The sequence below is a fragment of the Pseudomonas sp. p106 genome (genome assembly GCF_003936645.1).
GTDB lineage: Bacteria > Pseudomonadota > Gammaproteobacteria > Pseudomonadales > Pseudomonadaceae > Aquipseudomonas > Aquipseudomonas putida_E.
In genome coordinates, this window is sequence record NZ_RHQR01000006.1 from 160,754 (window position 1) to 186,162 (window position 25,409).

General features: G+C 61.6%; 21 protein-coding genes. 14 read left to right on the plus strand and 7 right to left on the minus strand.

What is annotated here, in order from left to right:
• Positions 1-135: 135 nt before the first annotated feature.
• Entirely contained in the window at positions 136-1,158 is a 1,023-nt protein-coding gene (locus EGJ09_RS10020) for a zinc-dependent alcohol dehydrogenase family protein (RefSeq protein ID WP_119687177.1), read from the minus strand.
• A gap of 205 nt (positions 1,159-1,363) precedes the next feature.
• On the opposite strand from EGJ09_RS10020, the gene EGJ09_RS10025 reads away from it, so the two are divergent.
• The 5 genes from EGJ09_RS10025 (at position 1,364) to EGJ09_RS10045 (ending at position 8,452) form a co-directional block, all read left to right on the plus strand.
• Positions 1,364-2,278: a LysR family transcriptional regulator gene (locus EGJ09_RS10025; protein WP_012314827.1), complete on the plus strand. Its 915-nt coding sequence runs from the start codon at positions 1,364-1,366 to the stop codon at positions 2,276-2,278.
• A gap of 674 nt (positions 2,279-2,952) precedes the next feature.
• Entirely contained in the window at positions 2,953-5,547 is a 2,595-nt protein-coding gene (leuS, locus tag EGJ09_RS10030) for a leucine--tRNA ligase (protein WP_125923735.1), read from the plus strand.
• Between the two features lie 161 nt (positions 5,548-5,708).
• A complete protein-coding gene (locus EGJ09_RS10035; RefSeq protein WP_125923736.1) occupies positions 5,709-7,496 on the plus strand; it encodes a thiamine pyrophosphate-requiring protein in 1,788 nt (595 codons plus the stop codon).
• 171 nt (positions 7,497-7,667) lie between these two features.
• Entirely contained in the window at positions 7,668-7,985 is a 318-nt protein-coding gene (locus EGJ09_RS10040) for a type II toxin-antitoxin system PrlF family antitoxin (RefSeq protein WP_125923737.1), read from the plus strand.
• Positions 7,985-8,452, plus strand: a complete 468-nt coding sequence (locus tag EGJ09_RS10045; protein ID WP_125923738.1) for a type II toxin-antitoxin system YhaV family toxin — start codon at positions 7,985-7,987, stop codon at positions 8,450-8,452. The genes EGJ09_RS10040 and EGJ09_RS10045 overlap by 1 nt, the downstream gene beginning before the upstream one ends.
• On the opposite strand, the gene EGJ09_RS10050 is transcribed toward EGJ09_RS10045, so the two are convergent.
• On the minus strand, positions 8,453-8,995 hold the full coding sequence (locus EGJ09_RS10050; RefSeq protein WP_125923739.1) for a DUF3237 domain-containing protein: 543 nt from the start codon (positions 8,993-8,995) through the stop codon (positions 8,453-8,455).
• 350 nt (positions 8,996-9,345) lie between these two features.
• Here EGJ09_RS10050 and EGJ09_RS10055 point away from each other — a divergent pair, with 350 nt between their 5' ends.
• Positions 9,346-10,758 (plus strand): DUF2252 domain-containing protein, encoded by a 1,413-nt coding sequence (locus EGJ09_RS10055; protein WP_218567551.1) that lies wholly within the window; start codon positions 9,346-9,348, stop codon positions 10,756-10,758.
• Here EGJ09_RS10055 and EGJ09_RS10060 read toward each other — a convergent pair.
• Both EGJ09_RS10060 and potE read right to left on the minus strand, forming a co-directional pair.
• Positions 10,755-11,693: a transporter substrate-binding domain-containing protein gene (locus tag EGJ09_RS10060; protein WP_256658424.1), complete on the minus strand. Its 939-nt coding sequence runs from the start codon at positions 11,691-11,693 to the stop codon at positions 10,755-10,757. The genes EGJ09_RS10055 and EGJ09_RS10060 overlap by 4 nt on opposite strands.
• Positions 11,693-13,024: a putrescine-ornithine antiporter gene (gene potE / locus EGJ09_RS10065; RefSeq protein WP_125923741.1), complete on the minus strand. Its 1,332-nt coding sequence runs from the start codon at positions 13,022-13,024 to the stop codon at positions 11,693-11,695. The genes EGJ09_RS10060 and potE overlap by 1 nt, the downstream gene beginning before the upstream one ends.
• Before the next feature lie 685 nt (positions 13,025-13,709).
• Between potE and EGJ09_RS10070 the strand changes: the two genes are divergently transcribed.
• The 5 genes from EGJ09_RS10070 to EGJ09_RS10090 all read left to right on the plus strand — a co-directional run bounded on the left by EGJ09_RS10070 (position 13,710) and on the right by EGJ09_RS10090 (position 19,570).
• Positions 13,710-15,251, plus strand: a complete 1,542-nt coding sequence (locus EGJ09_RS10070) for an ABC transporter ATP-binding protein (protein WP_125923742.1) — start codon at positions 13,710-13,712, stop codon at positions 15,249-15,251.
• Positions 15,252-15,263: 12 nt separating this feature from the next.
• On the plus strand, positions 15,264-16,364 hold the full coding sequence (locus EGJ09_RS10075) for an ABC transporter permease (RefSeq protein ID WP_115274559.1): 1,101 nt from the start codon (positions 15,264-15,266) through the stop codon (positions 16,362-16,364).
• Between the two features lie 58 nt (positions 16,365-16,422).
• Positions 16,423-17,349 (plus strand): ABC transporter permease, encoded by a 927-nt coding sequence (locus tag EGJ09_RS10080; protein WP_125923743.1) that lies wholly within the window; start codon positions 16,423-16,425, stop codon positions 17,347-17,349.
• Positions 17,350-17,437: 88 nt separating this feature from the next.
• Positions 17,438-18,547, plus strand: a complete 1,110-nt coding sequence (locus tag EGJ09_RS10085; RefSeq protein ID WP_046785854.1) for a BMP family ABC transporter substrate-binding protein — start codon at positions 17,438-17,440, stop codon at positions 18,545-18,547.
• Between the two features lie 57 nt (positions 18,548-18,604).
• Positions 18,605-19,570, plus strand: coding sequence for a 2-oxoglutarate and iron-dependent oxygenase domain-containing protein (locus EGJ09_RS10090; RefSeq protein ID WP_125923744.1), 966 nt, complete (start codon positions 18,605-18,607; stop codon positions 19,568-19,570).
• Positions 19,571-19,609: 39 nt separating this feature from the next.
• Here EGJ09_RS10090 and EGJ09_RS10095 read toward each other — a convergent pair whose 3' ends face one another.
• The gene (locus EGJ09_RS10095; RefSeq protein WP_125923817.1) at positions 19,610-21,136 is read right to left on the minus strand and encodes a cryptochrome/photolyase family protein; all 1,527 of its coding nucleotides are present in this window, start codon (positions 21,134-21,136) and stop codon (positions 19,610-19,612) included.
• Between the two features lie 8 nt (positions 21,137-21,144).
• Positions 21,145-21,450 (minus strand): DUF6482 family protein, encoded by a 306-nt coding sequence (locus EGJ09_RS10100; protein ID WP_046785849.1) that lies wholly within the window; start codon positions 21,448-21,450, stop codon positions 21,145-21,147.
• Between the two features lie 296 nt (positions 21,451-21,746).
• On the opposite strand from EGJ09_RS10100, the gene EGJ09_RS10105 reads away from it, so the two are divergent.
• The 3 genes from EGJ09_RS10105 to EGJ09_RS10115 all read left to right on the plus strand — a co-directional run bounded on the left by EGJ09_RS10105 (position 21,747) and on the right by EGJ09_RS10115 (position 24,924).
• A complete protein-coding gene (locus EGJ09_RS10105) occupies positions 21,747-22,097 on the plus strand; it encodes a DUF2946 family protein (RefSeq protein WP_115275523.1) in 351 nt (116 codons plus the stop codon).
• Positions 22,098-22,159: 62 nt separating this feature from the next.
• A complete protein-coding gene (locus EGJ09_RS10110) occupies positions 22,160-24,313 on the plus strand; it encodes a TonB-dependent siderophore receptor (protein ID WP_125923745.1) in 2,154 nt (717 codons plus the stop codon).
• 119 nt (positions 24,314-24,432) lie between these two features.
• Complete coding sequence (locus EGJ09_RS10115) at positions 24,433-24,924, plus strand: DUF1543 domain-containing protein (protein WP_115274552.1); 492 nt, start codon at positions 24,433-24,435, stop codon at positions 24,922-24,924.
• Between the two features lie 45 nt (positions 24,925-24,969).
• Here EGJ09_RS10115 and nikR read toward each other — a convergent pair whose 3' ends face one another.
• The gene (nikR, locus tag EGJ09_RS10120) at positions 24,970-25,386 is read right to left on the minus strand and encodes a nickel-responsive transcriptional regulator NikR (RefSeq protein WP_115274551.1); all 417 of its coding nucleotides are present in this window, start codon (positions 25,384-25,386) and stop codon (positions 24,970-24,972) included.
• Positions 25,387-25,409: the final 23 nt, after the last annotated feature.

Here is a 25,409-nt window from a genome sequence, read left to right on the forward strand (position 1 = left end):
AGGACGGATACTAGTTAATCGTAGGAAAAGTCCTAGCAAGAGACTATTCACGGATTGTCGGGGAGGACCATCAAGCTGTGAACACTCGAAAAAAAACCCGAGCCAAGCCCGGGTTTCCTTTAGATCCAGCGTATATCAGCCCGCCGCCAAGTCCAGCACCACTCTGCCGCCACAAGGACACTCATCCATATACCGGTGCGCTTCAACCACTTGATCAAACGGATACACCTTGATGATCTGCGGTGTCAGCAACTGGTCTGCCGTGAACTGGTTGATATCACGCAGGGCACGCTGCAGCGCAACCTGGTCCTGGCTAATGCCCAGTTCCGGCTTGCCGGTGAAGTTACCGATGCAGTGAACGTAGAACTGGATGTTCTTCTGGAACGCCGCACAGGCCGGGAATGGTGTCTGGTTACCACCCTGCAGGCCATAAAGCACCAGGCTGCCGCGTGGCGCGAGTACATCGCCGAGCAGTGACATCTGCGGGCCGCCCATGCCGTCGAGGACCATGTCCACACCGCGCCCGTCGGTGTACTTGCCCACCTGCAGGAGCAAGTCCTGCTCTTCGGTGACGATCACCTTGTCAGCGCCCAGGCCCAACAGGTATTCGCGCTGCTCCGGCTCCTTGGTGGCAGCGAACACCTTGAGCCCCAAGGCCTTGCCCAGCTGTACGAAGGCGGGCCCTGCGCAATGGCTGGCATCGGTGACCAGCGCGGTCTGCCCCGCCTTGGCCCTCGCCAGGTCGACGTAGGCGAAGTAGGCGATCAGCAGTGGCGTGTAATGCACACTGGCTTCGATCGGTGTGAGGATGTCCGGGTAACGGGTAATCGCCGTGCGCGGCAGAACGATCACATCCCCATACACCGGGTGATCATTGGCGCTGGTCGCCGGGAAGCTGGCCACCCGGTCGCCCACTGCAATGTCATCGACACCCTCACCCACCGCAGTCACCACGCCGGCCATCTCGTGGCCGATACCCGCTGGCAGGCGGGCCTGGGACGGCGCCAGGTTCTGCCGCCAAAGCACGTCGTACCAGCTCACGCCAATGGCCTCGACGCGGATCTGCACCTCGCCGACAGCAGCTGACGGTTCGGCCTGCTCCTCGCAGCGGAGCACTTCGGCAGCGCCGAACTTGTGGAACCGGATCATGCGGGACATCGCATACCTCGCCTTTGTGAATCTCGTATTACCACGGACTTTATCCGGGCTTTTGCCGTTAGACCATCAGTGGCTATTAATAGTCGACATGCCTGTCATCGATTGGGCACCTCACATTTCTGTGCATCGGCCCCACAAATCGGTGCAGGTTAACAGCCTTTGGCCTTAAGATTCACCCCTGCCCCACTTTAGGCGAAGCGCACCGATGAATCGAAACGACCTGCGTCGCGTAGACCTCAACCTGCTGATCGTGTTCGAAACCCTGATGCATGAGCGTAGCGTGACCCGTGCCGCCGAGAAGCTGTTCCTCGGCCAGCCGGCGATCAGCGCGGCGCTGTCGCGCCTGCGTAACCTGTTCGACGACCCGCTGTTCGTGCGCACCGGCCGCAGCATGGAGCCGTCAGCGCGAGCACATGAAATCTTCGCCCTGCTGTCGCCGGCGCTGGATTCCATCTCCACCGCGGTCAGCCGCGCCGCCGAATTCGACCCGGCCACCAGCAACGCGGTGTTCCGCATCGGCCTGTCGGACGACGCCGAATTCGCCCTGCTGCCGCAGCTGCTCAAGCGCATCCGCGCCGAGGCACCCGGCATCGTGCTGGTGGTGCGCCGGGTCAATTATCTGCTGATGCCTACCCTGCTGGCCTCCGGCGAAATCTCGGTGGGGGTGAGCTACACCAGCGAACTGCCCGCCAACGCCAAGCGCAAGGTGCTGCGCCGCAGCATGCCCAAGCTGCTGCGCGCCGACAGCGTGCCGGGCAGCATCACCCTCGATGACTTCTGCGCACGGCCGCATGCACTGGTGTCGTTCGCAGGTGACTTGTCCGGTTTCATCGACGAAGCACTGGAAGAGATCGGCCGCAAGCGCCATGTGGTCCTGGCCGTGCCGCAATTCAACGGCCTGGGCAGCCTGCTGGCGGGGACCGACATCGTTGCCACAGTGCCCGATTACACCGCTGATGCGCTGACTGCGGCGGGCGGGTTGCGGGCTGAAGACCTGCCGATAGCGGTGCGCAGCTTCGAGTTGCACATGGCTTGGCGAGGGGCGCAGGACAATGACCCGGCGGAGCGCTGGTTAAGGTCGCGGATACAGATGTTCTTCGGGGATCCCGATAGCCTGTAAAAAATAGCGAGCTCGGTCGGAAAGGCCATTTACAAACTCATTGCCGCCCGTGATGCCAAATCAGCATATGGATACTTGGCAGAACCCATGGTGAAGATGATAAACGCCATGAATTTGTCACCATCGATAGCGTGCCGGGCAACACATACAACAATTAGACGCGATCTACCCTAATGGCTACTCGGACTAACAACCCTCTATATTTGAAATCATAGAGATATCCAGAATCGCAGCACAACAAACATTGCGTGAATTAATTTTACATATTCCTGCGAATTTTCTGACAGCCAATTCGGCGCCTCTATTCAACCCCACAAACCCTTGAAAGAAACGCTTGACATTAAAGTTAGGCCTTGACCATATTCAATCTCACTAACCAACCAATCACTCACTATCGACACTGACCAGAACTTAAAAGCAGGTCAGGTTCTTCACGCTAGCAGGTCGCTGAAGGCCAAATACAAGCCGCCTCGGGCCTTCAGTGTGTGGCCCCGTGGCTGGTTGGCGGGAGGCCGCCCAGAGTCAGAAGACTGTTCAAATCCGATCTCTGTCAGATTGCCCTAATCCCTCGCACCGGCGGCAGATGAAATTCAGTAGGCCGAGTGATATCCAACAAAAACGCATGAGTCGAGCGGTTTATTGCCACTCGGCGCCAGTAACTTCGAGGAGCGTCTATGCGACAGCAGTATGATCCCGCCTGGGTCGAAAGCACGGTTCAGGCCAAATGGCTTCGCGATGAAGTCTTCAAGGCTGTCGAAGACCAAAGCCGGCCAAAATTCTATGCCTGCTCCATGCTGCCATACCCTTCCGGGAAACTGCACATGGGCCATGTGCGCAATTATACGATCAATGACATGCTGGCCCGCCACTTGCGGATGAAGGGCTACAACGTCCTGATGCCAATGGGGTGGGATGCATTCGGCCTTCCGGCGGAAAACGCCGCCATGCAGTCGGGCGTGCCTCCAGCCGAATGGACTCGAATGAACATCGCCGACATGAAATCCCAGATGCAACCGCTCGGCCTGGCGTTCGACTGGTCGCGGGAAATTGCCACCTGCGATCCGCAATACTACAAGTGGAACCAGTGGTTCTTCCTGAAGCTGCTGGAAAAGGGCGTGGCCTACAAGAAAACCCAGATCGTCAACTGGGACCCCATCGACCAAACCGTGCTGGCCAATGAGCAAGTGGTAGATGGACGGGGCTGGCGATCAGGGGCACTGGTGGAGAAGCGCGAGATTCCCGGCTACTACCTGCGCATCACGCAGTATGGCGAAGAGCTGCAGTCTGCTATCGATACCCTGGAAGGCTGGCCGGACATGGTTCGCAGCATGCAACGCAACTGGATTGGCAAGGCCAGTGGCACGCGCCTGGCCTTCCTCCACGCGATCGAAGATGCCCGCGGGCAGTTGATCGACGCGGGCAAGCTGTGGGTATTCACCACGCGCGTCGAAACGCTGATGGGTGTGACTTTCTGCGCTGTTTCCCCTGATCATCCCCTGGCCCAGCGAGCCATCGCGCTCGAGCCTGGGCTCGAACCACAGGTGCAGGCGTGTCGGCAGTCGGCACAGGCCAGCCCTGCCGCTGGTGCACAAGCGAAGCTCGGCATCCCGAGCGGCTTGCACGTCGAGCACCCATTGACTGGCGAGCCAGTCGCCGTCTGGATCACCAATTATGTGCTCGATGAGTACGGCGAAGGCGCCTTGATGGGAGTGCCGGCCCACGATGAGCGTGATTTCGACTTTGCACGGCAGTACGGCTTGCCCGTGCGCCCCGTCATCACTGTCGAAGGGGCGGCCTATGACCTTGCCGCATGGTCGGATCGCTATGCCAGTCGGGAAGGTCGTCTGATCAATTCAGGCGCCTACGATGGCCTCACTGTGGAGCAGGCGTCCCTGGCGATCTTCGATGCCCTGGCCGAGCGCGGATGCGGGGAGCAAACCACCACCTGGCGTTTGCGTGACTGGGGCATCTCCCGGCAGCGTTACTGGGGAACACCGATTCCAATCATCCATTGCGAATGCTGTGGCGATGTTCCGGTGCCTTACGCAGACCTGCCAGTGGTATTGCCGACTGACTGCATTCCCGACGGCAGTGGCAACCCGCTTCAGCAGCATGATGCGTTCCGCCACGTCGCATGCCCGCGTTGTGCGGCGCCCGCGCTTCGGGAGACGGACACCATGGATACCTTCGTCGACTCCAGCTGGTACTTCATGCGCTACTGCGACCCGGACTGCCATACCGCAATGGTCGGATCTGGCAATCGCTACTGGATGCCCATCGACCAGTACATCGGCGGCATCGAACATGCGGTTCTGCACCTGCTCTACGCCAGGTTCTGGACCAAGGCGATGCGCGACGAGGGATTGGTTGACTTCAGTGAGCCGTTCAAGAACCTGTTCACTCAGGGCATGCTGCTGCGGGAGAGTTACTACCGCAAGGCCGAAGACGGCAGCCGGCGCTGGTTCTACCCGTCCGAGATATCGGTTCACTACGATGAGAAGGGCCGTCCGGTCAGCGCCACAGCGATCGAGGATGGCATGCCCGTATGCCTGGGCGGCGTGGAGAAGATGTCCAAATCGAAGAACAACGTGGTCGAGCCCAAGGAGATCATCAACCGATTCGGCGCGGACACCGCCCGCCTGTTCACCATTTTCGCAGGGCCTCCGGACCAGAGCACGATCTGGAGCGACAGCGGTGTCGAAGGGGCTTATCGCTTCCTGCGCCGTCTCTGGAACTTTGCCGTTGACGAGCAAGCTCGCTGGAACGAAGTTGACGACCTGGCGACGGATGCCGCGCAAGCTAGCCGTGTACGTTTCGAGACCCATGGCTTGCTGCAACAGATCAATTACGATTATGAGCGCCTGCAGTACAACACCGTCGTATCGGGCGCGATGAAGATGCTCAAGGTGCTCGAAGGAGCCCGCGGCGCTGGCCGCCAAGTCTGCCGGGAGACCATGTCCATTCTCCTCCAGGTGCTGCATCCGGTGACGCCGCATATTTCCCAAGTACTATGGGAAGAGCTGGCGTTCCCTGGCGCGATCTATGACAGTGCCTGGCCGACCCCAGACAGCGAAGCGCTGAAACGGGATGAAGTGAGGATGATGGTGCAGGTCAATGGCAAGCTGCGTGGGGAAATCCTCGTCCAGGCAGACGCCGACCATGACACCATCCGTCGCCAGGCGCTCTGCGATGCGGTGTTGAGCAAATATCTGGAAGGCGCTGAGAGAATGATAGTGGTACCTAACAGATTGGTGAACTTCATCGTCTGACCTTGCTGACTGCCCCTGAAGACGCCAGGTCAGTGCGACTCAAGGTCCAGGACCAAAACGCTTGAAACGGCGGCTGACCCGCGCAGGCAAGCATATCAGTTGAAACTTTCGTAAACCGCGCCAAGTCCAGACCCCTATCGACCAGCGAACGGGAGAAGGCAATGACAGGCACGGTAGGCGACTTTCTGGTAGAGCGCTTGTATCAATGGGGGGTGCGGCGCATCTTCGGCTACCCCGGCGACGGTATCAACGGTGTATTCGGCGCGTTGAGCCGGGCCAACGGCAAGATCGAATTCATCCAGGCCCGCCACGAGGAAATGGCAGCATTCATGGCCTGCGCCCATGCCAAGTTCACCGGTGAACTGGGCGTGTGCATTGCCACCTCCGGGCCTGGCGCATCGCACTTGCTCACCGGGCTGTATGACGCCCGGATGGACCACATGCCAGTGCTGGCCATCGTCGGCCAGCAAGCCCGAGCGGCTTTGGGCGGTCACTATCAACAGGAACTGGACTTGCTGTCGATGTTCAAGGATGTGGCCGGTGCATTCGTGCAACAAGCCTCCACACCCTCGCAGGTACGCCATTTACTCGACCGCGCCGTGCGCACTGCCGTCGGCGAACGGCGTGTGACGGCGGTGATCCTGCCCAATGATCTGCAGGACCTGCCCTACCAGGAGCCGGCCCGCGCCCATGGCACCGTGCATTCCGGCGTTGGTTACAGCAAGCCCAAGGTGGTGCCCTACGACAGCGACCTGCAGCGTGCCGCCGAGGTACTCAACGCTGGGCGCAAAGTGGCCATTCTGGTCGGAGCCGGTGCCTTGCAGGCTACCGAAGAGATCATCGAAATCGCCGACACACTCGGCGCAGGTGTGGCAAAGGCGCTACTGGGCAAGGCCGCCTTGCCCGATGACCTGCCGTGGGTGACCGGCGCCATCGGCTTGCTGGGCACCGAACCGAGCTACCAGCTGATGGCCGAATGCGACACCTTGCTGATGATCGGCTCAGGGTTCCCCTATTCCGAGTTCCTGCCCAAAGAAGGCCAGGCCCGAGGGGTGCAGATCGACCTTCAGCCAGACATGCTAAGCCTGCGTTACCCGATGGAGGTCAACCTGGTGGGTGATGCCGGGGAGACCTTGCGCGCATTGCTGCCATTACTCGAGACAAAAACCGACCGCCGCTGGCGCGAGAAGGTCGAAGGCTGGCGTGCACGTTGGGACAAGACCTTGGCCAAACGCGCAATGGTCAAGGCGGACCCGATAAACCCGCAACGCGTGGTGTACGAGCTGTCCCCTCGCCTACCCGACAACACCCTGGTGACCAGCGACTCCGGTTCCTGCGCTAACTGGTATGCCCGTGACCTGCAAATTCGCCAAGGCATGCAGTGCTCGCTGTCAGGCGGCCTGGCCTGCATGGGCGCTGCGGTACCGTACGCCATCGCCGCCAAGTTCGCCCATCCGCAGCGCCCGGTGGTGGCACTGGTCGGCGATGGCGCGATGCAGATGAACAACCTGGCCGAGCTGATTACCGTAGCCAAGTACTGGCAGCAGTGGGAGAACCCGCAATGGATCTGCGCGGTGTTCAATAACGAGGACCTCAACCAGGTCACCTGGGAGCAACGTGTGATGGAGGGCGACCCCAAGTTCGAGGCGTCCCAGACGATCCCTGACGTGCCTTATCACCTGTTTGCCATCTCCATCGGCCTGGAGGGCATTTTCGTCGACCGTGAAGATGACGTCGCAGCGGCCTGGGAGCGAGCGCTAAGCGCCGATCGGCCGGTATTGATCGAGTTCAAGACCGACCCCAACGTGCCGCCCTTGCCGCCTCATATCAAACTCGAACAGGCGAAGAAACTCGCCGGCTCTTTGTTCAAGGGCGACCCGGACCAGGCCAGCGTCATGGTCCAGACAGCCAAGCAGGTACTGAGCTCGGTGCTTCCCGGCAAGAAGTGACGCAATCCTCTGGCCAGCAATCATCGAGACAGACCATTGGTGCCCGTACCTCATGGGCACGGGCATTTGAAATGCGTAGCAGTGTCAGTCTCTCGTTCCTTGACCAGAAACCGAGATTGACCATGTAAGGATTATTCCTTACCATCTGATCAAAGCATCCGGAGAACGCTCATGCCTGCCATCCACGAAGTCGCTACGCTAACCTCAAAGGGCCAGGTCACCCTACCTAAGGCCGTTCGCCAACTATTAGGCCTAAATACCGGTGCCAAGGTCGCGTTCGACGTCCGCGGAAGTGAGGTCGTGGTCAGCCGTGTTCAGGCAGACCACGAAGACCCTGCCATCGGCGCGTTCCTTGACCTGCTAGAGGCCGATATTCGCAGCGGGCGAAACATCACCGCACTTCCAGACGACCTGGCGCAGACTATGCTCGCTAACGTACGCCACCCTGTGAACCTGGACGAAGAGATTGACGGTGAGGTATCGCTTTGATGCAGCGCCATGGCTGGACGCTGCTGTTCCATGAAGGTGTATTTTTACAGCTACGCAAATTACAAGAGGCTGCCGCCCGGATCGAGCAAAACGACCCGCAAGGTTTTGAAAGCAACGCCAACGTCAAGCTATTCCGGGCATTGAGCCATCTGATCATGGAGGCTGTACCAACCGATCCGGCCCGTGACGAGTTTCGCCAGGGCAATACGCTGGGTACCGCCTACCGCCATTGGCGGCGGGCGAAAATCGGCAGGCGCTTTCGCCTGTTCTTTCGCTACGACTCAAGGTCCAAGGTTATCGTCTATGCATGGGTCAACGACGAAAACACACTACGGTCTGCAGGCAGCAAATCCGATCCCTACGCCGTATTCGAGAAGATGCTGGGCCGCGGCAATCCTCCTGATGACTGGGATGCGCTGATTTCAGTTGCGCGTAGCGACTGGCGCGACCCCAAGCCATATAGATAACTATTTCACTTCGAACGCGTCGTAGACCACTGCATTGCCCAAGCGCATTGCGCTACCCACGCCGACCGTACGATTGAGCCATGCGTATTGGGGCGCGGATGTCTCGAAACGCAGGGTGATGCGGAACTGGTACAGGCTGGGATCGACGTCTTCGCCCGCGGCCACCCTCTTCATGACCGCAGCCGGCCCGTAACGGTAGCCTTCGGTACGCAGGTAGATCAGTGCACCATCGTCGGTCTGCAGCAGGTAGCGGGTGTCGATGATCGCCACACCCTCGGGGCTGACAATCTGCCAGTCCGCGCCGTTATTGAGGATGGTGCCCTTGAGCCTGGCCCCCTCGAAACGGCCGCCTGTGATCGGGATGATACGCCGCTTGCCCTGCGCGCTGGTTTCGCCCAGCTCCCACACCGGCGCGACAAGGTCCACCGTAAAGCGCGCCAGGGGGTCGAGCTTGAGCGGGGGCGGAGCGTAACTGGCAGCCTGGGCAAGGCCCGTGCAAACGCCAAGCAGCAGCCCAAGCAATCCTCTGCGAAGGTTCATCATGCTGCCTCCTGCACTGACCGGGCATCGGGATTTGTCGGGTGCGGGCCTGGTGATGCGACCCGGTTTGCTGGGGGGCGTACTATAGGCGCTTTCATGAGTGCAGATATCCTTTGTTATTGTTAATGGATAATATTGTTAATGATTATTTTTGTTAACCAATGATCTGTCAAGGTTCCTCTGGGTGCTTGCCGCAAAATCTTGAGCACCCTGGGATGAGCGCCGAAGGGCGATCTGGTCACCCGGTGCAAGCTTGGACGCAGCACATGCTACGCTTGAATGAGCTGTGAACAGTGTCTTGGCGCTAGAATCAAGGCCCTGCCCTTCTGCCTTTGATCACCAAAGGTGCTCACATGCCCGAGATCAGGAAACAGGCCAGCTCGCACCTGCAAGCAGATGAGCCCGGCCTTCGGGAACACAAGCGCTTCGCGTCACGAACAGAGCGCCTGGACGCAGGAAAGAAACTGCGCGAAACGGTGCCGCGCTCGTCCCATGCATTCTGGAAACCGACGCACAAGCATCGCGACCCTGTCGACATTCTCGAACAGTCCAACCGCAGCCGGCATCCGGCCTTGGTGCCCGTGCGCTATGGGCGCATGTTGCGTAGCCCGTTCACTTTTCTCAGGGGCTCAGCAGGCTTGATGGCACGCGACCTCGCGACACTTCCCCACACAGGTATTCGCGTTCAGGCCTGCGGTGATTGCCACCTGCTGAATTTTGGATTGTTCGCCACACCCGAACGTAACCTGATCTTCGACATCAATGATTTTGACGAGACGTTACCCGCCCCTTGGGAGTGGGATATAAAGCGCCTGGCAACCAGTTTTGCCGTAGCCGCCCGCGATAACCGCCTCATCGATGAAGATGCCAGGCGTCTGGCTATGGAATGCGTTCGCGCCTACCGGGAACGCATGCGCGAATTGACGACGATGAGCCCGCTGGAAATCTGGTACGACCGCCTCGACGCACAAACGCTCATCGATATGGCCCCTAGTCTCAAATACCGTAAAGCACGTGAACAGTTGATGGCCAAGGCCAGGACTCGCATCGGCGACTACCTGTACCCACAAATCAGTGACGAAGTGGGCGGCCGGCGACGCCTGGTCGATCAGCCGCCGATTCTTTTTCATGTGGATGAAGCCGACTTCATCAACCGGGTGCACCTTGCGCTGGAAGATTATCGTACTTCTCTGCTGCCTGAACGCAGGGTCCTGTATGACCGTTATCGCCTGGAAGACTTTGCCATGAAGGCAGTAGGTATCGGCAGCGTCGGCACCTATTGCTTCGTCGGTTTGTTCTTTTCAGCGCAAAACAACCCATTGCTCCTGCAATTCAAGCAGGCTTGTCCTTCTGTGCTTGAACCCTATGCGGGCAAGAGCGAATTTGCCAACCAGGGCCAACGGGTGGTCACGGGCCAACGGCTTATGCAATCTGCCAGTGACATTTTTCTCGGATGGACCGAGAGCACCAAGGGCCGGCAGTTTTTTGTCCGGCAATTGCGCGACATGAAAATGTCACTACCTGTAGAAGGTGCATCACTCGAACAGATGATGATGTACGCCGAGGTATGCGGCATTACCTTGGCGCGCGCACATGCAAAATCAGGTGACGCCGCCTTGATCAGTGGCTACCTGGGTAAATCGAACACCTTCGATCAGGCCATAGGCGATTTTTCACTCGCTTACGCCGAGCAGAATGCGAAGGACTACGCGGCACTGATCAGCGCTGAGAAAAAAGGAAGAATCAAGGCACTGCGCGAAGACTAATGTTGCGGCGCCAGCCGTTCACGGTCATCCGGCAACACGTAAAGGCTCTGCAACAGTTTGTCCTGCGCTGTTTGTACCCCCAGGTAGCGTACGAACAAGGCTTCTCCATCGGGGCCGGACAGCGCCTGACTCAGCGCGGTATCGACCAACAGGCGAAAACCATCATCGCCACGGGCCATGGGCAGTGCGACACGGCTCGTGACAAACAGGTGATCCGGGATCCATAACCTATCGCGCTCAGGCTGCTGGCTCTGCAGGGAAAGCAAAATCATCCTCTCGCCAAAAAACGCATCGACCTTGCGCTCGACCACCCGGCGCACACCCTCCTGGTAGCTGGACACCTCCTCAAGCCTGGACTGCAGGCCAAGCTTGCGAATACGCTCCCGCGCCCACTGACTGCTCAGCGTGCCGCGCAGCACTGCAAAACTGTGCTTGCTCAACCCCGCATTGAGGGTTGCGCGCCACCTGGGGCCGGTATCGACAGGCTTGCCGCGCAGTGGCTCCAGAAGGCTGGCCGGTGCATCACGCCGCACCAGCACCGCAAGGCCGGTGGTGAATACCGGTATGGAAAAATTCAGGGTTTCCCGTCTGGTGATCGTTTCCACCATCGGCGTGCACAGCAAATCAACCGTTCCCTCGCCCAAGGCGCGGACGGCTTGCTCCTGCGGCACCACATGCCAATGCACTTGCAAGTCGGCAAGGCCAGGTGACTGGCGGAGGTGTTGAGCCACTGCCTGACACAATTCGATGCCATACCCTTGAGGTGACTGGGTACTGCCTGAAGAAAACGGGGCAAGGTCTGCGATGAACCCCAGATTGAGGACCGGACTGTCGCGCAGCCGGCTCAGCTTGTCGGTCACTGCTTCAGCGCTGCACACCGCCGCAAACGGCACCGAGAGGGCCAGGCACAGGGCAACCCATTTCGACCTGCGCATCATGGCGCACCTCCAATCAGGTCCAGCACCTTGACGAAACGTTTGGCGATGAAGCCGAACAGCAGGTACCCCAGCGCCATGATCAGCGCAGCGCCAAACACCGCTTCCAGGCCCGAGGCATAGAGCGCATAGAAGCAATAGCACACCGCAACCAGCATGATTGCGCTGTTACGGCGGAAGATCTTTATATCCACCTGGGCCTTGTACATGATCACCAGCAACCCGGTCAGGGAGGTGATGTAGGGAATGATGTTGGTCACTGCCGCCAGGTTGACCAGCTTGCTGAACTGGGCGCTGGCATTAGGCGAAATGGTCGATAACGCAATCAGGCTCTGCAAGACCGCGCAGGTCAGCATGCCCGCCAGTGGCGCGCCCCTGGCGGTGACGCGGGTGAACAACTTGGGAAACAGCCCTTGCTCGGCGGTAACCTTGGCCGTTTCGGCCAGGGTGAACTGCCACCCCAGCAATGAACCGACACAGGCGATGACTGCCAACCCCATGATCACATTACCGACTGTGTCATTGAACATGCGCGCATAGACCAGTGCGAAGGGTGCGCTGGAGTTCGCAAGTTCAGGGTTTGGCACGATCCCCTGGATGACGGTGGTCGACAGGATGTAGATCACCGCCGCGCCCAGTGTGCCGAACAGGCATGCAAGCGGCACATTGCGCTTGGGGTTCTCTACCGCATCCGAATTTTGCGCGGCCGACTCCATGCCCAGAAAGGCCCACAGCGTCAGGGGGATACTGGCGGTGATCGCCTGGCTCACCGGTATGCTGTCGGGGTTCCAGGCATCGGTAAACGTCTGTGGGTTGAACCAGTACCAACCCACGAAACTCAGGCCTGCCACAGGAATGATGACGCCCCAGACACTGATCGCGCCTAGCTTGCCGGTTATGTTGGCACCGCCGACATTGGCCAGGGTGCTGAACCAGATCAGCATCACCGTCCCTGCCACCAGCGGGCCTGGGCCCGTGCCAAGCCAGGGTAGGAAAGGCGTCAGATAACCCACCGCGGAAATACCAATGGCGACGTTGCCGATCATCAGCGAGAGGAAATACAGGTAGGAGCAGAGGAAGAATGCGGACTTGCCATGGGCCTCTTCGCTGTAGGCCGACATTCCGCCCGAGCGCGTGCAGTAGATACCGCATTGCGCGAAACAGTAGGCGATGGCCATCGAACCCACAGCCGTCACGACCCACGAGAGCAGCGACACAGCACCGATCTGCGCCATGCTGGCGGGCAGCATGATGATACCGGAGCCCATCATGTTGACGGTGACCAAAGTGGTCAGCCCGACCAAACCCATTTTCTTTGCTGGATCGCGCACAGGAATGACCTCCGATGAACCAAGCGGCTTCGATAGCGTTTCTGACGGTGCGACTGCCCCCCCCGGCCCAACCCAGGAGGGGCAGAGCCTGATACAGGGTGTTGCCCATCACACAAAGCTTGTGCAACCACACTAGCAATGCGTCGGCTGCAGTGGTTATCAAATGTCAAGAATAGTGCGAAGGAGCGTCGGCGCTGATTTTAGGACAGCAGGTAGCAGGCGGCCCTGAATACTCGCACAGCACCGCCCCTGAGGTTGTAGACGACCCTTAGGCGCCCGGTGAAACCTGTGGGAGCCGGGCTTGCCGGCGATAGGGCCAGCCCAGGCATCCAGAATTTCGGGGAGTTCAAACAATGACTGCCGTAGTGCGCATGCTGAAAACGTGAAACCAACCACGCCTAAGGGACCAGCACGGTACCTGTGGGCTTGCCCGCGAAGGGCCGCACTGCGCTCCAGCAGTGACGCCCGTATCGTAGCCGGCCGAACATGGCGACCACGCTGAACACAGCGCCCCAACTTGGCACCTTGGCGCCCCAAAACCACACACGCCGCTGCCGCAACGTTCACCAAGCGTGCCCCGCTCTCGGCCTGCAGCCCCTCTAACACAAGCCCTTGAACAATAATCTGACCAATTGGCCATGTTTTTGCTGTGCAACTGCTCATCACCCTGACCCCGAGCAGTCCCATGTCCAGATCCCCCTCGCAACTGCGCCTTGAGCTGCGTGCCATTACCAAGCGATACCCGGGCACCTTGGCCAACGACCGCATCGACCTGCGCATCGCTGCCGGTGAAATCCACGCCCTGCTCGGCGAGAACGGCGCAGGCAAGAGCACCCTGATGAAGATCATCTACGGCGTCACCGCGCCGGATGCCGGCCAGGTGCTGTGGGAAGGCCAGCCCGTGCACGTGCGCGACCCCGCCCGGGCCCGCGCGCTGGGCATCGGCATGGTGTTCCAGCACTTTTCCCTGTTCGAAACCCTGAGCGTCGCGCAAAACATTGCCCTGGCCCTTGGCCGCGATGCCGGAACGCCAAAGCAGCTGGCGCCGCGTATCCGCGAAGTGTCCCAACGCTACGGCATGGGCCTGGAGCCGGAGCGCCTGGTGCACAGCCTGTCGATCGGTGAACGCCAGCGGGTGGAAATCGTGCGCTGCCTGATGCAGCCGATCAAGCTGCTGATCCTCGATGAGCCGACCTCGGTGCTTACCCCGCAAGAGGTGGACGAACTGTTCGTCACCTTGCGCGCACTCGCCGCAGAGGGCTGCAGCATCCTGTTCATCAGCCACAAGCTCAACGAAGTGCGTGCCCTGTGCCACGGTGCCACGGTGTTGCGCGGCGGCCGTGTCTCCGGCGCTTGCAGCCCGGCGCAATGCAGCGACCTGCAGCTGGCGCGGATGATGGTCGGCGATGCCGAAGGGCTGGAGGCAAGTTACCCGAAAAGCGCCGGCGGTTTGCCACGTCTGCGGGTGGACGACCTGTCCTGGCGCAACAAGGACCCGTTCGGCACGTCGTTCGAACACCTGCGCCTGGAAGTGCGCAGCGGCGAGATCGTCGGCATCGCGGGGGTTGCCGGCAATGGCCAGGACGAACTGCTGGCCCTGCTCAGTGGTGAAACACGCCTGCCCGCTGGCGAGCGCGAACGCATCACCCTCGACAACCGGCCGATGGCCCACCTGTACCCCGACGCCCGCCGCGCCCTGGGGGTGGCATTCGTACCGGCCGAGCGCCTTGGGCACGGCGCGGTGCCGGACATGAGCCTGGCCGACAACGCCCTGCTCACCGCTTTCCAGCACGGCCTGGTCAACCGCGGCCTGATCCGCTCGGGCAAGGTGCAGGCGCTGGCCGAGCAGATCATCCAGCGCTTCGCGGTCAAGGCCCCGGATGCCCGGGCCACGGCACGCAGCCTGTCCGGGGGCAACCTGCAGAAGTTCATCCTCGGCCGCGAAATCCTCCAGGCCCCCAAGCTGCTGGTCGCTGCCCACCCGACGTGGGGCGTGGATGTCGGCGCCGCCGCCGCGATTCACCGTGCGCTGATTGCCCTGCGCGACGCCGGTGCGGCAATCCTGGTGATCTCCGAAGACCTGGAAGAGCTGTTCCAGATCAGCGACCGCATCTGCGCGCTGTGCAGTGGCCGCCTGTCGCCACTCAAGGCCACCGCACAGACCCATACCGTGGAGGTCGGCGGCTGGATGGCCGGCCAGTTCGATGCCCCGCAAGACGCCGCCTGACGAGAGCCCTTCATGTTGCTATCCCTCGAACCCCGTACCCAGCAGTCCCGTGCCATGCTCGTGCTGTCACCCCTGCTCGCCGCCCTGCTGACCCTGCTCAGCGGGGCGATCCTGTTCAGCGCCCAGGGGCATGCGCCCTTGCAGACGTTTCACACCTTGCTGATCGAACCCATCAGCGACCTCTACGGCCTCTCTGAGCTGCTGCTCAAAGCCCTGCCAATCCTGCTCTGCGCCTTCGGCCTGGCGGTGGCCTACCAGGCGCGGATCTGGAACATCGGCGCAGAAGGCCAGTTGCTGATGGGCGCCCTGGCCGGCAGTGCCGTGGCGATCCACCTCATCGATTGGGAAACCCGCTGGGCACTGGCCTGGGTGTTGCTCGCCGGCACGCTGGCCGGTGCGCTGTGGGGGGCGCTCGCGGCCTGGCTGCGCACGCACTTCAATGCCAACGAAATCCTGACCACCATCATGCTCAACTACATCGCCTTGAACCTGCTGCTGTTCTTCGTCCACGGGCCACTCAAGGACCCCGAAGGGTTCAGCTTCCCGCAATCGGCGATGTTCGGCGATGCCAGCCGCCTGCCGGCGCTGTTCGAGGATGGCCGACTGCATGTCGGGCTGTACTTCGTGCTGATGGCCCTGGTGGCGGTGTGGGTGCTGCTGCACAAGAGCTTCCTCGGTTTTCAGATCAAAGTGCTCGGCCTGGACCGGCGCGCTGCCGGTTTCGTCGGCTTCCGTGAAAAGCGCCTGGTCTGGCTGGCGCTGCTGATCAGCGGCGGCCTGGCAGGCCTGGCCGGGGTCAGCGAAGTCAGTGGGCCGATCGGCCAATTGGTGCCGCAGGTTTCCCCAGGTTATGGCTATGCGGCGATCACCGTAGCGTTTCTCGGGCGCCTCAACCCGTTTGGCATTCTGGTCGCCGGGTTGTTGATGGCCCTGCTCTACCTCGGCGGCGAGAACGCGCAGATGAGCCTGAACCTGCCGCAATCGCTGACCGGGCTGTTCCAGGGAATGATGCTGTTCTACCTGCTGGCCTGCGACGTGCTGATCCTCTACCGGCTGCGCCTGAAGCTGAAAGGGCACCGCCGAGCGCCGTTGGCAAAAACCGCCAGTGCCTGAATTCCCATGACCCTTTCGTTTACCTGCCGCTCAACGCGTGCAGGCTGAGGCTTCGACTATGGATCTTGATCTGCTTGGCAACATTCTTTACGCCATGGTGCGCTGCGGTACCCCACTGCTGCTGGTCGCCCTGGGCGAACTGGTGTGCGAAAAGAGCGGCGTACTCAACCTCGGCCAGGAAGGCATGATGCTGTTCGGCGCGGTGGTAGGTTTCATCGCCGCCTACGCCACCGGCAACCTCTGGCTGGGCGTCCTGATGGCGTGCCTGGCCGGTATGCTGCTGGCTTCACTGTTCGCCCTGGTAGCACTCGGTTGCCAGGCCAACCAGGTGGCGACCGGGCTGGCACTGACCATCTTCGGTGTCGGCCTGTCGTCATTCGTCGGCACCGCCTGGGTCGGCAAGCCCTTGAGCGGCTTCGAGCCGGTGGCCATACCACTGCTGGCGGACATTCCGGTCATCGGCCATATGCTGTTCAACCAGGATGTGCTGGTTTACCTGTCCTTCGGCCTGTTCGTGCTGATTGCCTGGACGCTGCTCAAAAGCCGCACCGGCCTGATCCTCCAGGCCGTCGGTGAAAACCCCGACGCCGCCAGCGCCATGGGCCTGCCCGTGCTGCGCGTGCGCACCTTGGCGGTGCTGTTCGGCGGCGCCATGGCCGGACTGGCCGGGGGTTACCTGTCGCTGGCCTACACACCGATGTGGGCGGAAAACATGACCGCAGGTCGCGGCTGGATCGCCCTGGCGCTGGTGGTGTTTGCCAGTTGGCGAGTACTGCGTGTGCTGCTCGGCGCCTACCTGTTTGGCCTGGCGAGCATCCTGCACCTGGTGGCCCAGGGTGTCGGCGTGAGCTTCCCTGCCAACCTGCTGGCCATGCTGCCGTATGTCGCCACGATCCTGGTGCTGGTGGTGCTGTCGCGCGATGCCATCAAAACCCGCCTGTATGCGCCGGTTTCACTGGGTCAGCCGTGGAAGACCGGGCGCTGAGGCCTCACGCCTGGCCAGCACCGTGCACCGCAATTCATGCCCCTCTGTTCTGTTTTCTTGCATTACCAACGCGCCCTACACAGCCAACATGAAGACCTACAGGAGCCACACCTTGAAGCCTCACAACAAAAGCAAATACCTGCTGCGCGCCCTGGCAGCCGCCATTGGCCTGAGCACCGCCCTGTCCGCCGCCGCCGCCGACCCGCTGAAGGTCGGTTTTGTCTATATCGGCCCGATCGGCGACCATGGCTGGACCTATCAGCATGAGCAGGGCCGCCAGGCCCTGATCAAGCAGTTCGGTGACAAGGTCGACAGCAGCTTCGTCGAGAACGTGCCGGAAGGCGCCGATGCCGAGCGGGTCATCCGCAACATGGCCAAGGGCGGCTACGACCTGGTGTTCGCCACCTCGTTCGGCTACATGAACCCCACCGCCAAAGTCGCCAAGCAGTTCCCGAAGGTCACCTTCGAACATGCCACCGGCTACAAGCAGGACAAGAACCTTGGTACTTACCTGGCCACTTCCTACGAAGGCCGTTACGTTGGCGGCTACCTGGCCGCGAAGATGACCAAGACCAAGAAGATCGGCTATGTGGCCTCCTTCCCGATTCCGGAAGTGCTGCGCGATATCAATGCCATCCAGCTGGCGCTGGACAAATACAACCCCGGCACCGAAATCAAGGTGGTGTGGGTCAACTCATGGTTCGACCCGGGCAAAGAGGCCGATGCCGCCAACGCCCTGATCGACCAGGGCGTTGACGTGCTGTTCCAGCACACCGACAGCCCTGCACCGATCCAGACCGCCGAACGCCGCGGCATCTACGCCGTCGGCTACGCCTCGGACATGGCCCACTTCGGGCCCAAGGCGGTGCTGACCTCCATCGTCAACAATTGGGGGCCGCACTACATCAAGAGCACTCAGGCGGTCATGGACGGCACCTGGAAACCCCAGGACTACTGGGGCGGGCTTGCCGATGGCACCGTACAACTGCCCATCAGCGACCTGGTGCCGGCCGAGGTCAAAAGCGGCGCCGAACAGATCATCGCCAGCATCAAGGACGGCTCTTTCCACCCCTTCACCGGCCCGATTCTGGACCAGGCTGGCGCAGTCAAGATCCCCGCAGGTGCCGTGGCCAGCAATGCCGAACTGGCAGGCATGAACTACTACGTCAAAGGCATTACGGCGCAACTGCCCAAGTAAACGCCGGGTGGGAGCGCCAGCCGCTCCCGCTTGCACCGCCATTTCACGGAGCCATTCATGAACACCCTGCCGGTCATCGATATCAGCCCGCTGTACCAGAACGATCCTGCCGCACGCCTGGCCGTAGCCCGCCAGATCGACGCCGCCTGCCGGCAGTGGGGCTTCTACTACATCAAGGGGCACCCCATCCCGGCCACGCGCATTGGCGCACTGAAAGCGGCCGCCGAACAGTTCTTCGCCTGCCCGGCCGAAGAAAAGCTGCGCATCGACATCACCCAGAGCGAGCACCATCGCGGCTACGGCGCCATCGCCACCGAGCAGCTGGACCCGAGCCGGCCAAGCGACCTGAAGGAAACCTTCGACATGGGCTTTCACATGGCCCCGGATCATCCCGACGTGCTCGCGAAAAAACCGCTGCGTGGCCCCAATCGGCACCCCGCCATTGCCGGGTGGGAGGCGCTGCTGCAAGCGCATTACCAGGACATGCACGCCTTGTCCCTGACCCTGCTGCGGGCGATGGCGCAGGCGTTGGGTATCGAGCACGACTTCTTCGACCAGCGCTTTGCCAACCCCATCAGTGTGTTTCGCATGATCCACTACCCGCCACACCAGTCCGCCACCAGCACCGACCAGCAAGGCGCCGGCGCGCACACCGACTACGGATGCGTGACCTTGTTGTACCAGGACAGCACCGGCGGCCTGCAGGTGCAGAGCGTGGATGGCCAGTGGATCGATGCGCCACCGATCGAGGGCACTTATGTGGTCAACATCGGTGACATGATGGCGCGGTGGAGCAACGACAGGTACACCTCAACGCCCCACCGGGTGGTCAGCCCGCAGGGCACGCACCGCTACTCGATGCCGTTCTTTGCCGAACCGCACCCGGACACGATGATCAGTTGCCTGCCCAACTGCTCCAGCCCCGACAACCCGCCCAAATACCCGCCGGTTTCGTGCAGTACCTACATGCTGTCGCGCTTCGCCGAAACCTATGCCTATCGCCGTGAGCAGGCCAAGGCCTGACGTGGCAGTCCTCGCCCTGCAAGCGTGGCAAGCCCTTGTTCAAATGCTTTCACCGTTATCGAGCTGGGCCAGAAGTATCTGGCCACGCGCCCAAACGCCCTCGCGCCTGGCAACCGACATGCCGTCAAGGCTGCGATAGACCAATGCCAGGCGGGGGTTGCTAGCCAACAGGTGACGATGACGGATGATGAAGTGCCAGTACAGCGCGTTGAACGGGCAGGCATCCTCCTCTACCGCATGCTCGACCTTGTAGCTGCAGGCCTTGCAGTGGTCGGACATGCGCTGGATGTAACGGCCACTGGCGCAATACGGTTTGGACCCCAGGTAGCCGCCGTCAGCGTGCATCACCATGCCGAGCGTGTTGGGCAGTTCCACCCAGTCGAAGGCATCCATGTACACGGCCAGGTACCACTCGCATATCGCGCTGGGCACAATGCCGGCGAGCAGTGCGAAGTTGCCCGTGACCATCAGCCGCTGAATGTGGTGTGCATAGCCCAACTGCAGGGTCTGGCCGATGGCCTGCTCCATGCAGCGCATGCGGGTATGCCCGGTCCAGTAGAATTCCGGCAACGCACGGTCGTTGCCCAGGTAATTGAGCCCGGCATACTCAGGCATGCGTAGCCAATAGATGCCGCGCACATACTCGCGCCAGCCGATCAGCTGGCGGATGAAACCCTCAGCCGCGTTGAGCGGTATCCGCGCCTCACGCCAGGCATTGTCCACGTCTTCGCACAACCGCCGCACATCCAGCAACCCGATGTTCAGGGCCGCACTGATACGCGCATGGAACAGGAACGGCTCGCCTTCGGCCATGGCGTCCTGGTAGTCGCCGAACGCGGCCAGGCCAAACTCGAGAAAATGTTCCCAGAGCTGCTGGGCCTGTTCATGGGTCACGGGATAGTCGAACCCTTCTACCGCCCCGTAATGGTCACTGAAGCATTCGCCGACCAGCGCCACGACCGCCGTGGTGATTTCGTCCTGGGCAAAGCGCGCCGGGAACGGTCCGCGCAGCCCCCGTGGCAAGGGTTTGCGATTGTCACCGTCCAGGTTCCAGGTCCCGCCCACAGGGCTGCCATCGGGCTCCAGCAGAAGGCCGCAACGCTTGCGCATGCCGCGGTAAAAGTGCTCCATACGCAATTGGCGACGGTCTTTTGCCCAGCGTGCGAAAGCATCACGCGAGCAAAGAAACCGTGTATCGCGATGCCATACCAGTGGTAAGCCGGCGTCATTCAAAGCCTGCTCCAGGCGCCACTCACCACACTCGGTCAGGTGGATGTGCGTCGCACCCAGCGCCTGCTGCCACCGTCGCAGTTCACCAGCAATGCTGCCGCTGTTGCCGGGTGCGTTCAGCTCCACATACTCCACCCGCCAGCCGCGTTCACGCAGCGCCTGGGCAAAATGGCGCATGGCGCTGAAAATGAGCACGATCTTTTGCGGATGATGCGGCACGTAGCGCGCCTCGCCCTGCACTTCCGCCATCAGGATCACGTCGTGTGCAGGGTCCAGCGCGGCGAGGCTTGCCAGGTCGAACGACAGTTGATCCCCCAGCACCAGGCCCAAGCGCAATGCACGGTCTACCACTGGCTGGCCAGCGTCACCGGCACGCGCAGAGGCTCGACAGGGCCGTTGCGCTGCCCGCACATCTCGTCATGCACCACCTGCTGCACCAGCATGCACGGCACAGGCGGCAGATCGGCCAGCAGTTGTCGCAGCTCGGTGGTCGAGCGAAAGCGCACCGCCTGGCCGTTTGCATCGCTGAGCGTGAGCGGCCCGGCGTCAGTCAGCGCCCGCAGGATGTAAAAGCCGCCTTCCAGCGACAGCAGCTCAAGTTCTTTAACGTCACCGGCTGCTGCCAGCTCCGTCAGGTTGTGCAGATTCATGGCGTGTACTCCATAAGGCAGGCATCACCTGCGCGGGGGCATTTGCAAACGTTTAGGCTCGCTAAATCCTATACAAGAATAGCTTCTTGTACAGGTTTTGGGCTTTTATATATTTATCCTCCGTGCCCGAGCCGCGTTCAGCAGATGAAACGATGCAGCGTTCATCCAGTGCCCTTTGTGTGCACACACCTCTTTTCAGATACTGCAGAACCGTTAGAATCGCGTTCTCATCCCCTCACCCGTCCCCGAGCTACCCTTTGAACCTGGCCCGCCCCGAAAAAGCACTGGTTGCCTGGATGCTGTACTTCAGCATCCTGTTCGGCTCGTTGCTCTGCGCAATGGGGCATGGGCAGATGGCCGGGCTGCGCCTCAGCGGCCTGGACGACGCCGCTTGGTGCGCCGCCGACAGCAGCGGTGCATTCAAGGGTGACCAGGACATCACCGACCCGATGCCGCCCACCGGCGCCGACTGTGTGATCACCAGCCTGTTCTGCGCCAGCCTGCTTGCCGCCTTCTTCGGCCTGCTGGCCCTGCTCGCTGGCGAGTCGCGCACACCCTTGCCCAAGCAACCGCCGCCGCGCCTGCCCAAACACCGCTGGCCGTTAGTCAACCCCCGCGCCTCACCCGCCCCCCTTCCCGTGCTCTGACATCGCCACGCCGCGGCATCGCCTGCGGCGGGCGTTAATCTATTTCAGCCAGGAAGCCTTGCATGTTCCGCATGACCACTTTGGCGCTGCTCGTTGGCAGCGCAACCTGCGCGTGGGCGCAGGATCAAACCCTGACACTGCCTGCCAGCAACGTGACGGCCAGCGCCGACCAACCGAAACAGGCCACCGGCCTGAACCTTGATACACCCATCGAAAGCGGCTCGCGCCTGAACCTCAGCGCCCGTGAAAACCCTGCTTCGGTCAGTGTTGCCGACCGCGAGACGATGGAGCGTATCGGCGCGCGCAACTTCCAGGACGCCGCCAACGCACTGCCAGGGGTGAATGCGTCGGCGCCGCCCGGCTGGGGCGGTTATGTGGCGTACCGGGGCTTCAACGGTGCCCAGGTCAGCCAGCTGTTCAACGGCATCAACCTGCAGTACGGCGCAGCGGCACGCCCGGTCGGTGCCTGGATCTATGACCGCGTCGAACTGCTGGGTGGCCCGTCGTCGTTCCTCAACGGCAGTGGCGCCGTGGGCGGCAGCCTCAACGTGATCACCAAGCTGGCCAGCCGCGATGAGGACACCTTCGAAGGCCGGGTCAGCTATGGCCGCTACGACACCTGGGAAACCGCGGTAGGCTTCAACAAGGCGCTCAACAGTGGCGACGGCCCACGCCACTATGCGCGGCTCGACTACAGCCGCACCCACACCAACGGCTATATCGACCGCCAAGAGAACGGTGCAGGCAACCTGGCCTTCTCGCTGCTCAGTGACATCAACGACCAGTTGTCGCACACCCTTGCACTTGAATACCTGGAAGAAAAGGAAGACAGCCCCTACTGGGGTACGCCGGTGTTGCAACCGCTGACAGGGACCTTGCACATCGACAAAGGCAACCGCTTCAACAACTACAACGTCGAAGACGGCCGCTACGAGCAGCGCACCCGCTGGCTGCGCTCGATCACCGACTACCGTTTCGACGACACCACCCAGTTGCGCAATACGTTCTACCACTACGACGGCCAGCGCGATTACCGCAACCTCGAGGTGTACCGCTACAACGCCGACAACAGCGCCATTGCCCGCTCCGGGGGCTACCGCCAACGTCACGACCAGGAGGTCAATGGCAACCGCCTGGAGCTGACCCACCAAGGCCAACTGTTCGGCCTGGCCAGCGACTGGGCATTTGGCGTTGACTACAACCACAACCAGCAAACCAACTATCCGCTGTCCAAAGGGGCCTTCGACACCGTCAACCCGAACGGCTTCGAGCCCGGTGACTTCCTCGACATCCCCGGCATGGACGCACCGCGCAGCAAAGGCCGCAGCACGACCACCGACACCTCCTCGGGCTTCGTCGAGAACCGCACGCGCCTGACCGACCAGTTGTCGCTGATCACCGCCTTGCGCTACGACCACATCGACTTCGACGTTGTCGACCATGTCGCACGCTCGAAACTCGACCGGCGCTGGGACGCGGTCACTGGTCGCCTGGGCCTGGTCTACGACCTGACCCCGCACGTCAGCCTCTATACCCAGTACAGCACCTCGGCCGAACCACCAGGAGGCACGCTGACCAGTGCGTCGATCAGCCAGGTCGGTGACTTCGACCTGAGCACCGGCCGCCAGGTCGAGGTGGGCAGCAAGTTCGACTTCCTCGACGGCCGCGGCTCGGCCACCGCAGCGGCCTATCGCATCGTGCGCAAGAACATCTCGGTGCCCTCTTCGACCGTGCCCAACACCACCGAGCAGGCAGGCCAGCAGACCTCCACCGGTATCGAGCTGGCGGCGTCGTTCAAGGTCACGCCCAAGCTACTGGCGGCCGGTAACTTCAGCTGGGTGAATGCCGAGTACGACGAATTCAACGAGACCATTGGCGGTGTGGTGTATTCGCGCAAGGGCAAGAACCCGGTGAACATCCCCGACCGCGTGGCCAACCTCTGGCTGACCTACGACCTGGCGCCGGGCTGGCAAGTGGGTGCCGACGCCCGCTACGTGGCCTCGGTGTACGCCAATACCGCCAACACCGCCTGGGTGCCGTCCTACACCCTATACGGGCTGTCCATGACCCACGACCTGGACAAGCATGTGCAGCTCAGCGCACGGTTGCGCAACCTCACCGACGAGGTTTACGCCCGCTTCATCCACCAGAGCAACACCCAGTACTACCTGGGTGAGCCGCGCAGCCTGGAAGTCGCTGTGCAGTGGCGTTACTGATGGGCCTGGCGTCGCATGCGGCGCCAGAGCCGCCAGGTAAAGGCGCCTAAAGAGACGGTGGTCGACAGACGCCATAACCCGCAGAATACGGCGTCTTGCGCCACCTGAAGGAATTGCTCATGCTGTACGTAGTCATGCTCGGTGGCCGCCACCCACGGGCCAGTATCGAGGTACACGACGTGCTGTTCGCACAGGCGGACTCACTGCAGCAGGCGTACCCGCAACTGCGCGAGGGCTGGTTCGGCAGCCGTGCCGGCCTGCACATCGACTCGTGGCTGGAGGTCGACGGTATCGATCGCTACCGTGTCGCGTTCAGCCAACTGGCGCCAGGGGCGGATGACCCGCGGCTGTTCTTCATCAACCTGGGCGGTTACGAGCCGCAGGTGTTTGGTGAAGCACACCGGTACCTGCTGGTAGTGGCCAGGGACAAGGCCCAGGCCAAGCAACTGGGCAAGCAACGCATGCAGGCAGGCTGGCTCAAGCCGCATACCGATGCAGTGCTTGAGGTAGACGATTGCCTGCCAGTCGACCTGGTGGGCGGGCGTTATGTGCACTTGATCGAAGGTGCGCATGGCGGGCTGCGTCAATACAGCGACTATATCCTGCTCTGAGGCGCCGACTGCCTGTCATTGGCCCTGGGGCAACGATCCGGACCCTCAGCGCACCTTCGCATGCCCCGGCGCCGGCATCACCTGCACCTGGCCATGCTCCACCCCACGCTCGACCATCAATTGGCGAGACAACTCGCCAATACGGCCGCTTTCGCCCTGCAGCACCGAGACCTCCAGGCAGTGGCCGGCGTCCAGGTGCACGTGCAGGGTGGACCGGGTCAGATCGTGGTGGGCATGCAGGGTCTGGTTGAGCCGCCTGGGCAGTTCGCGGGTGCTGTGGTCATACAGGTAGCTGACCACGGCCACGCAGGCGGCATCGTCCGGCAATGCTTCAGACTCGCGCATGCCCGCACGCAACAGGTCGCGAATGGCCTCCGAACGGCCCTGGTAGCCTTGGCTCGCCACCCGCCGATCGATGACGTCGAGCAGCTCTTCATCCAGCGTGATGGTGATTCGTTGCATTCTGTAACTTCCGGTAAGATGAT

Bases quoted from the DNA above. Each gene is read 5' to 3' on its own strand.
- EGJ09_RS10040 (WP_125923737.1), top strand. From the start codon at position 7,668: ATGCCTGCCATCCACGAAGTCGCTACGCTAACCTCAAAGGGCCAGGTC.
- EGJ09_RS10045 (WP_125923738.1), top strand. From the start codon at position 7,985: ATGCAGCGCCATGGCTGGACGCTGCTGTTCCATGAAGGTGTATTTTTA.
- nikR (WP_115274551.1), bottom strand. From the start codon at position 25,386: ATGCAACGAATCACCATCACGCTGGATGAAGAGCTGCTCGACGTCATC.
- EGJ09_RS10115 (WP_115274552.1), top strand. From the start codon at position 24,433: ATGCTGTACGTAGTCATGCTCGGTGGCCGCCACCCACGGGCCAGTATC.
- EGJ09_RS10020 (WP_119687177.1), bottom strand. From the start codon at position 1,158: ATGTCCCGCATGATCCGGTTCCACAAGTTCGGCGCTGCCGAAGTGCTC.
- EGJ09_RS10075 (WP_115274559.1), top strand. From the start codon at position 15,264: ATGTTGCTATCCCTCGAACCCCGTACCCAGCAGTCCCGTGCCATGCTC.
- EGJ09_RS10070 (WP_125923742.1), top strand. From the start codon at position 13,710: ATGTCCAGATCCCCCTCGCAACTGCGCCTTGAGCTGCGTGCCATTACC.
- EGJ09_RS10090 (WP_125923744.1), top strand. From the start codon at position 18,605: ATGAACACCCTGCCGGTCATCGATATCAGCCCGCTGTACCAGAACGAT.
- EGJ09_RS10025 (WP_012314827.1), top strand. From the start codon at position 1,364: ATGAATCGAAACGACCTGCGTCGCGTAGACCTCAACCTGCTGATCGTG.
- EGJ09_RS10110 (WP_125923745.1), top strand. From the start codon at position 22,160: ATGTTCCGCATGACCACTTTGGCGCTGCTCGTTGGCAGCGCAACCTGC.
- EGJ09_RS10035 (WP_125923736.1), top strand. From the start codon at position 5,709: ATGACAGGCACGGTAGGCGACTTTCTGGTAGAGCGCTTGTATCAATGG.
- leuS (WP_125923735.1), top strand. From the start codon at position 2,953: ATGCGACAGCAGTATGATCCCGCCTGGGTCGAAAGCACGGTTCAGGCC.
- EGJ09_RS10100 (WP_046785849.1), bottom strand. From the start codon at position 21,450: ATGAATCTGCACAACCTGACGGAGCTGGCAGCAGCCGGTGACGTTAAA.
- EGJ09_RS10060 (WP_256658424.1), bottom strand. From the start codon at position 11,693: ATGCGCAGGTCGAAATGGGTTGCCCTGTGCCTGGCCCTCTCGGTGCCG.
- EGJ09_RS10050 (WP_125923739.1), bottom strand. From the start codon at position 8,995: ATGATGAACCTTCGCAGAGGATTGCTTGGGCTGCTGCTTGGCGTTTGC.
- EGJ09_RS10085 (WP_046785854.1), top strand. From the start codon at position 17,438: ATGAAGACCTACAGGAGCCACACCTTGAAGCCTCACAACAAAAGCAAA.
- EGJ09_RS10055 (WP_218567551.1), top strand. From the start codon at position 9,346: ATGCCCGAGATCAGGAAACAGGCCAGCTCGCACCTGCAAGCAGATGAG.
- EGJ09_RS10080 (WP_125923743.1), top strand. From the start codon at position 16,423: ATGGATCTTGATCTGCTTGGCAACATTCTTTACGCCATGGTGCGCTGC.
- EGJ09_RS10105 (WP_115275523.1), top strand. From the start codon at position 21,747: ATGCTGTACTTCAGCATCCTGTTCGGCTCGTTGCTCTGCGCAATGGGG.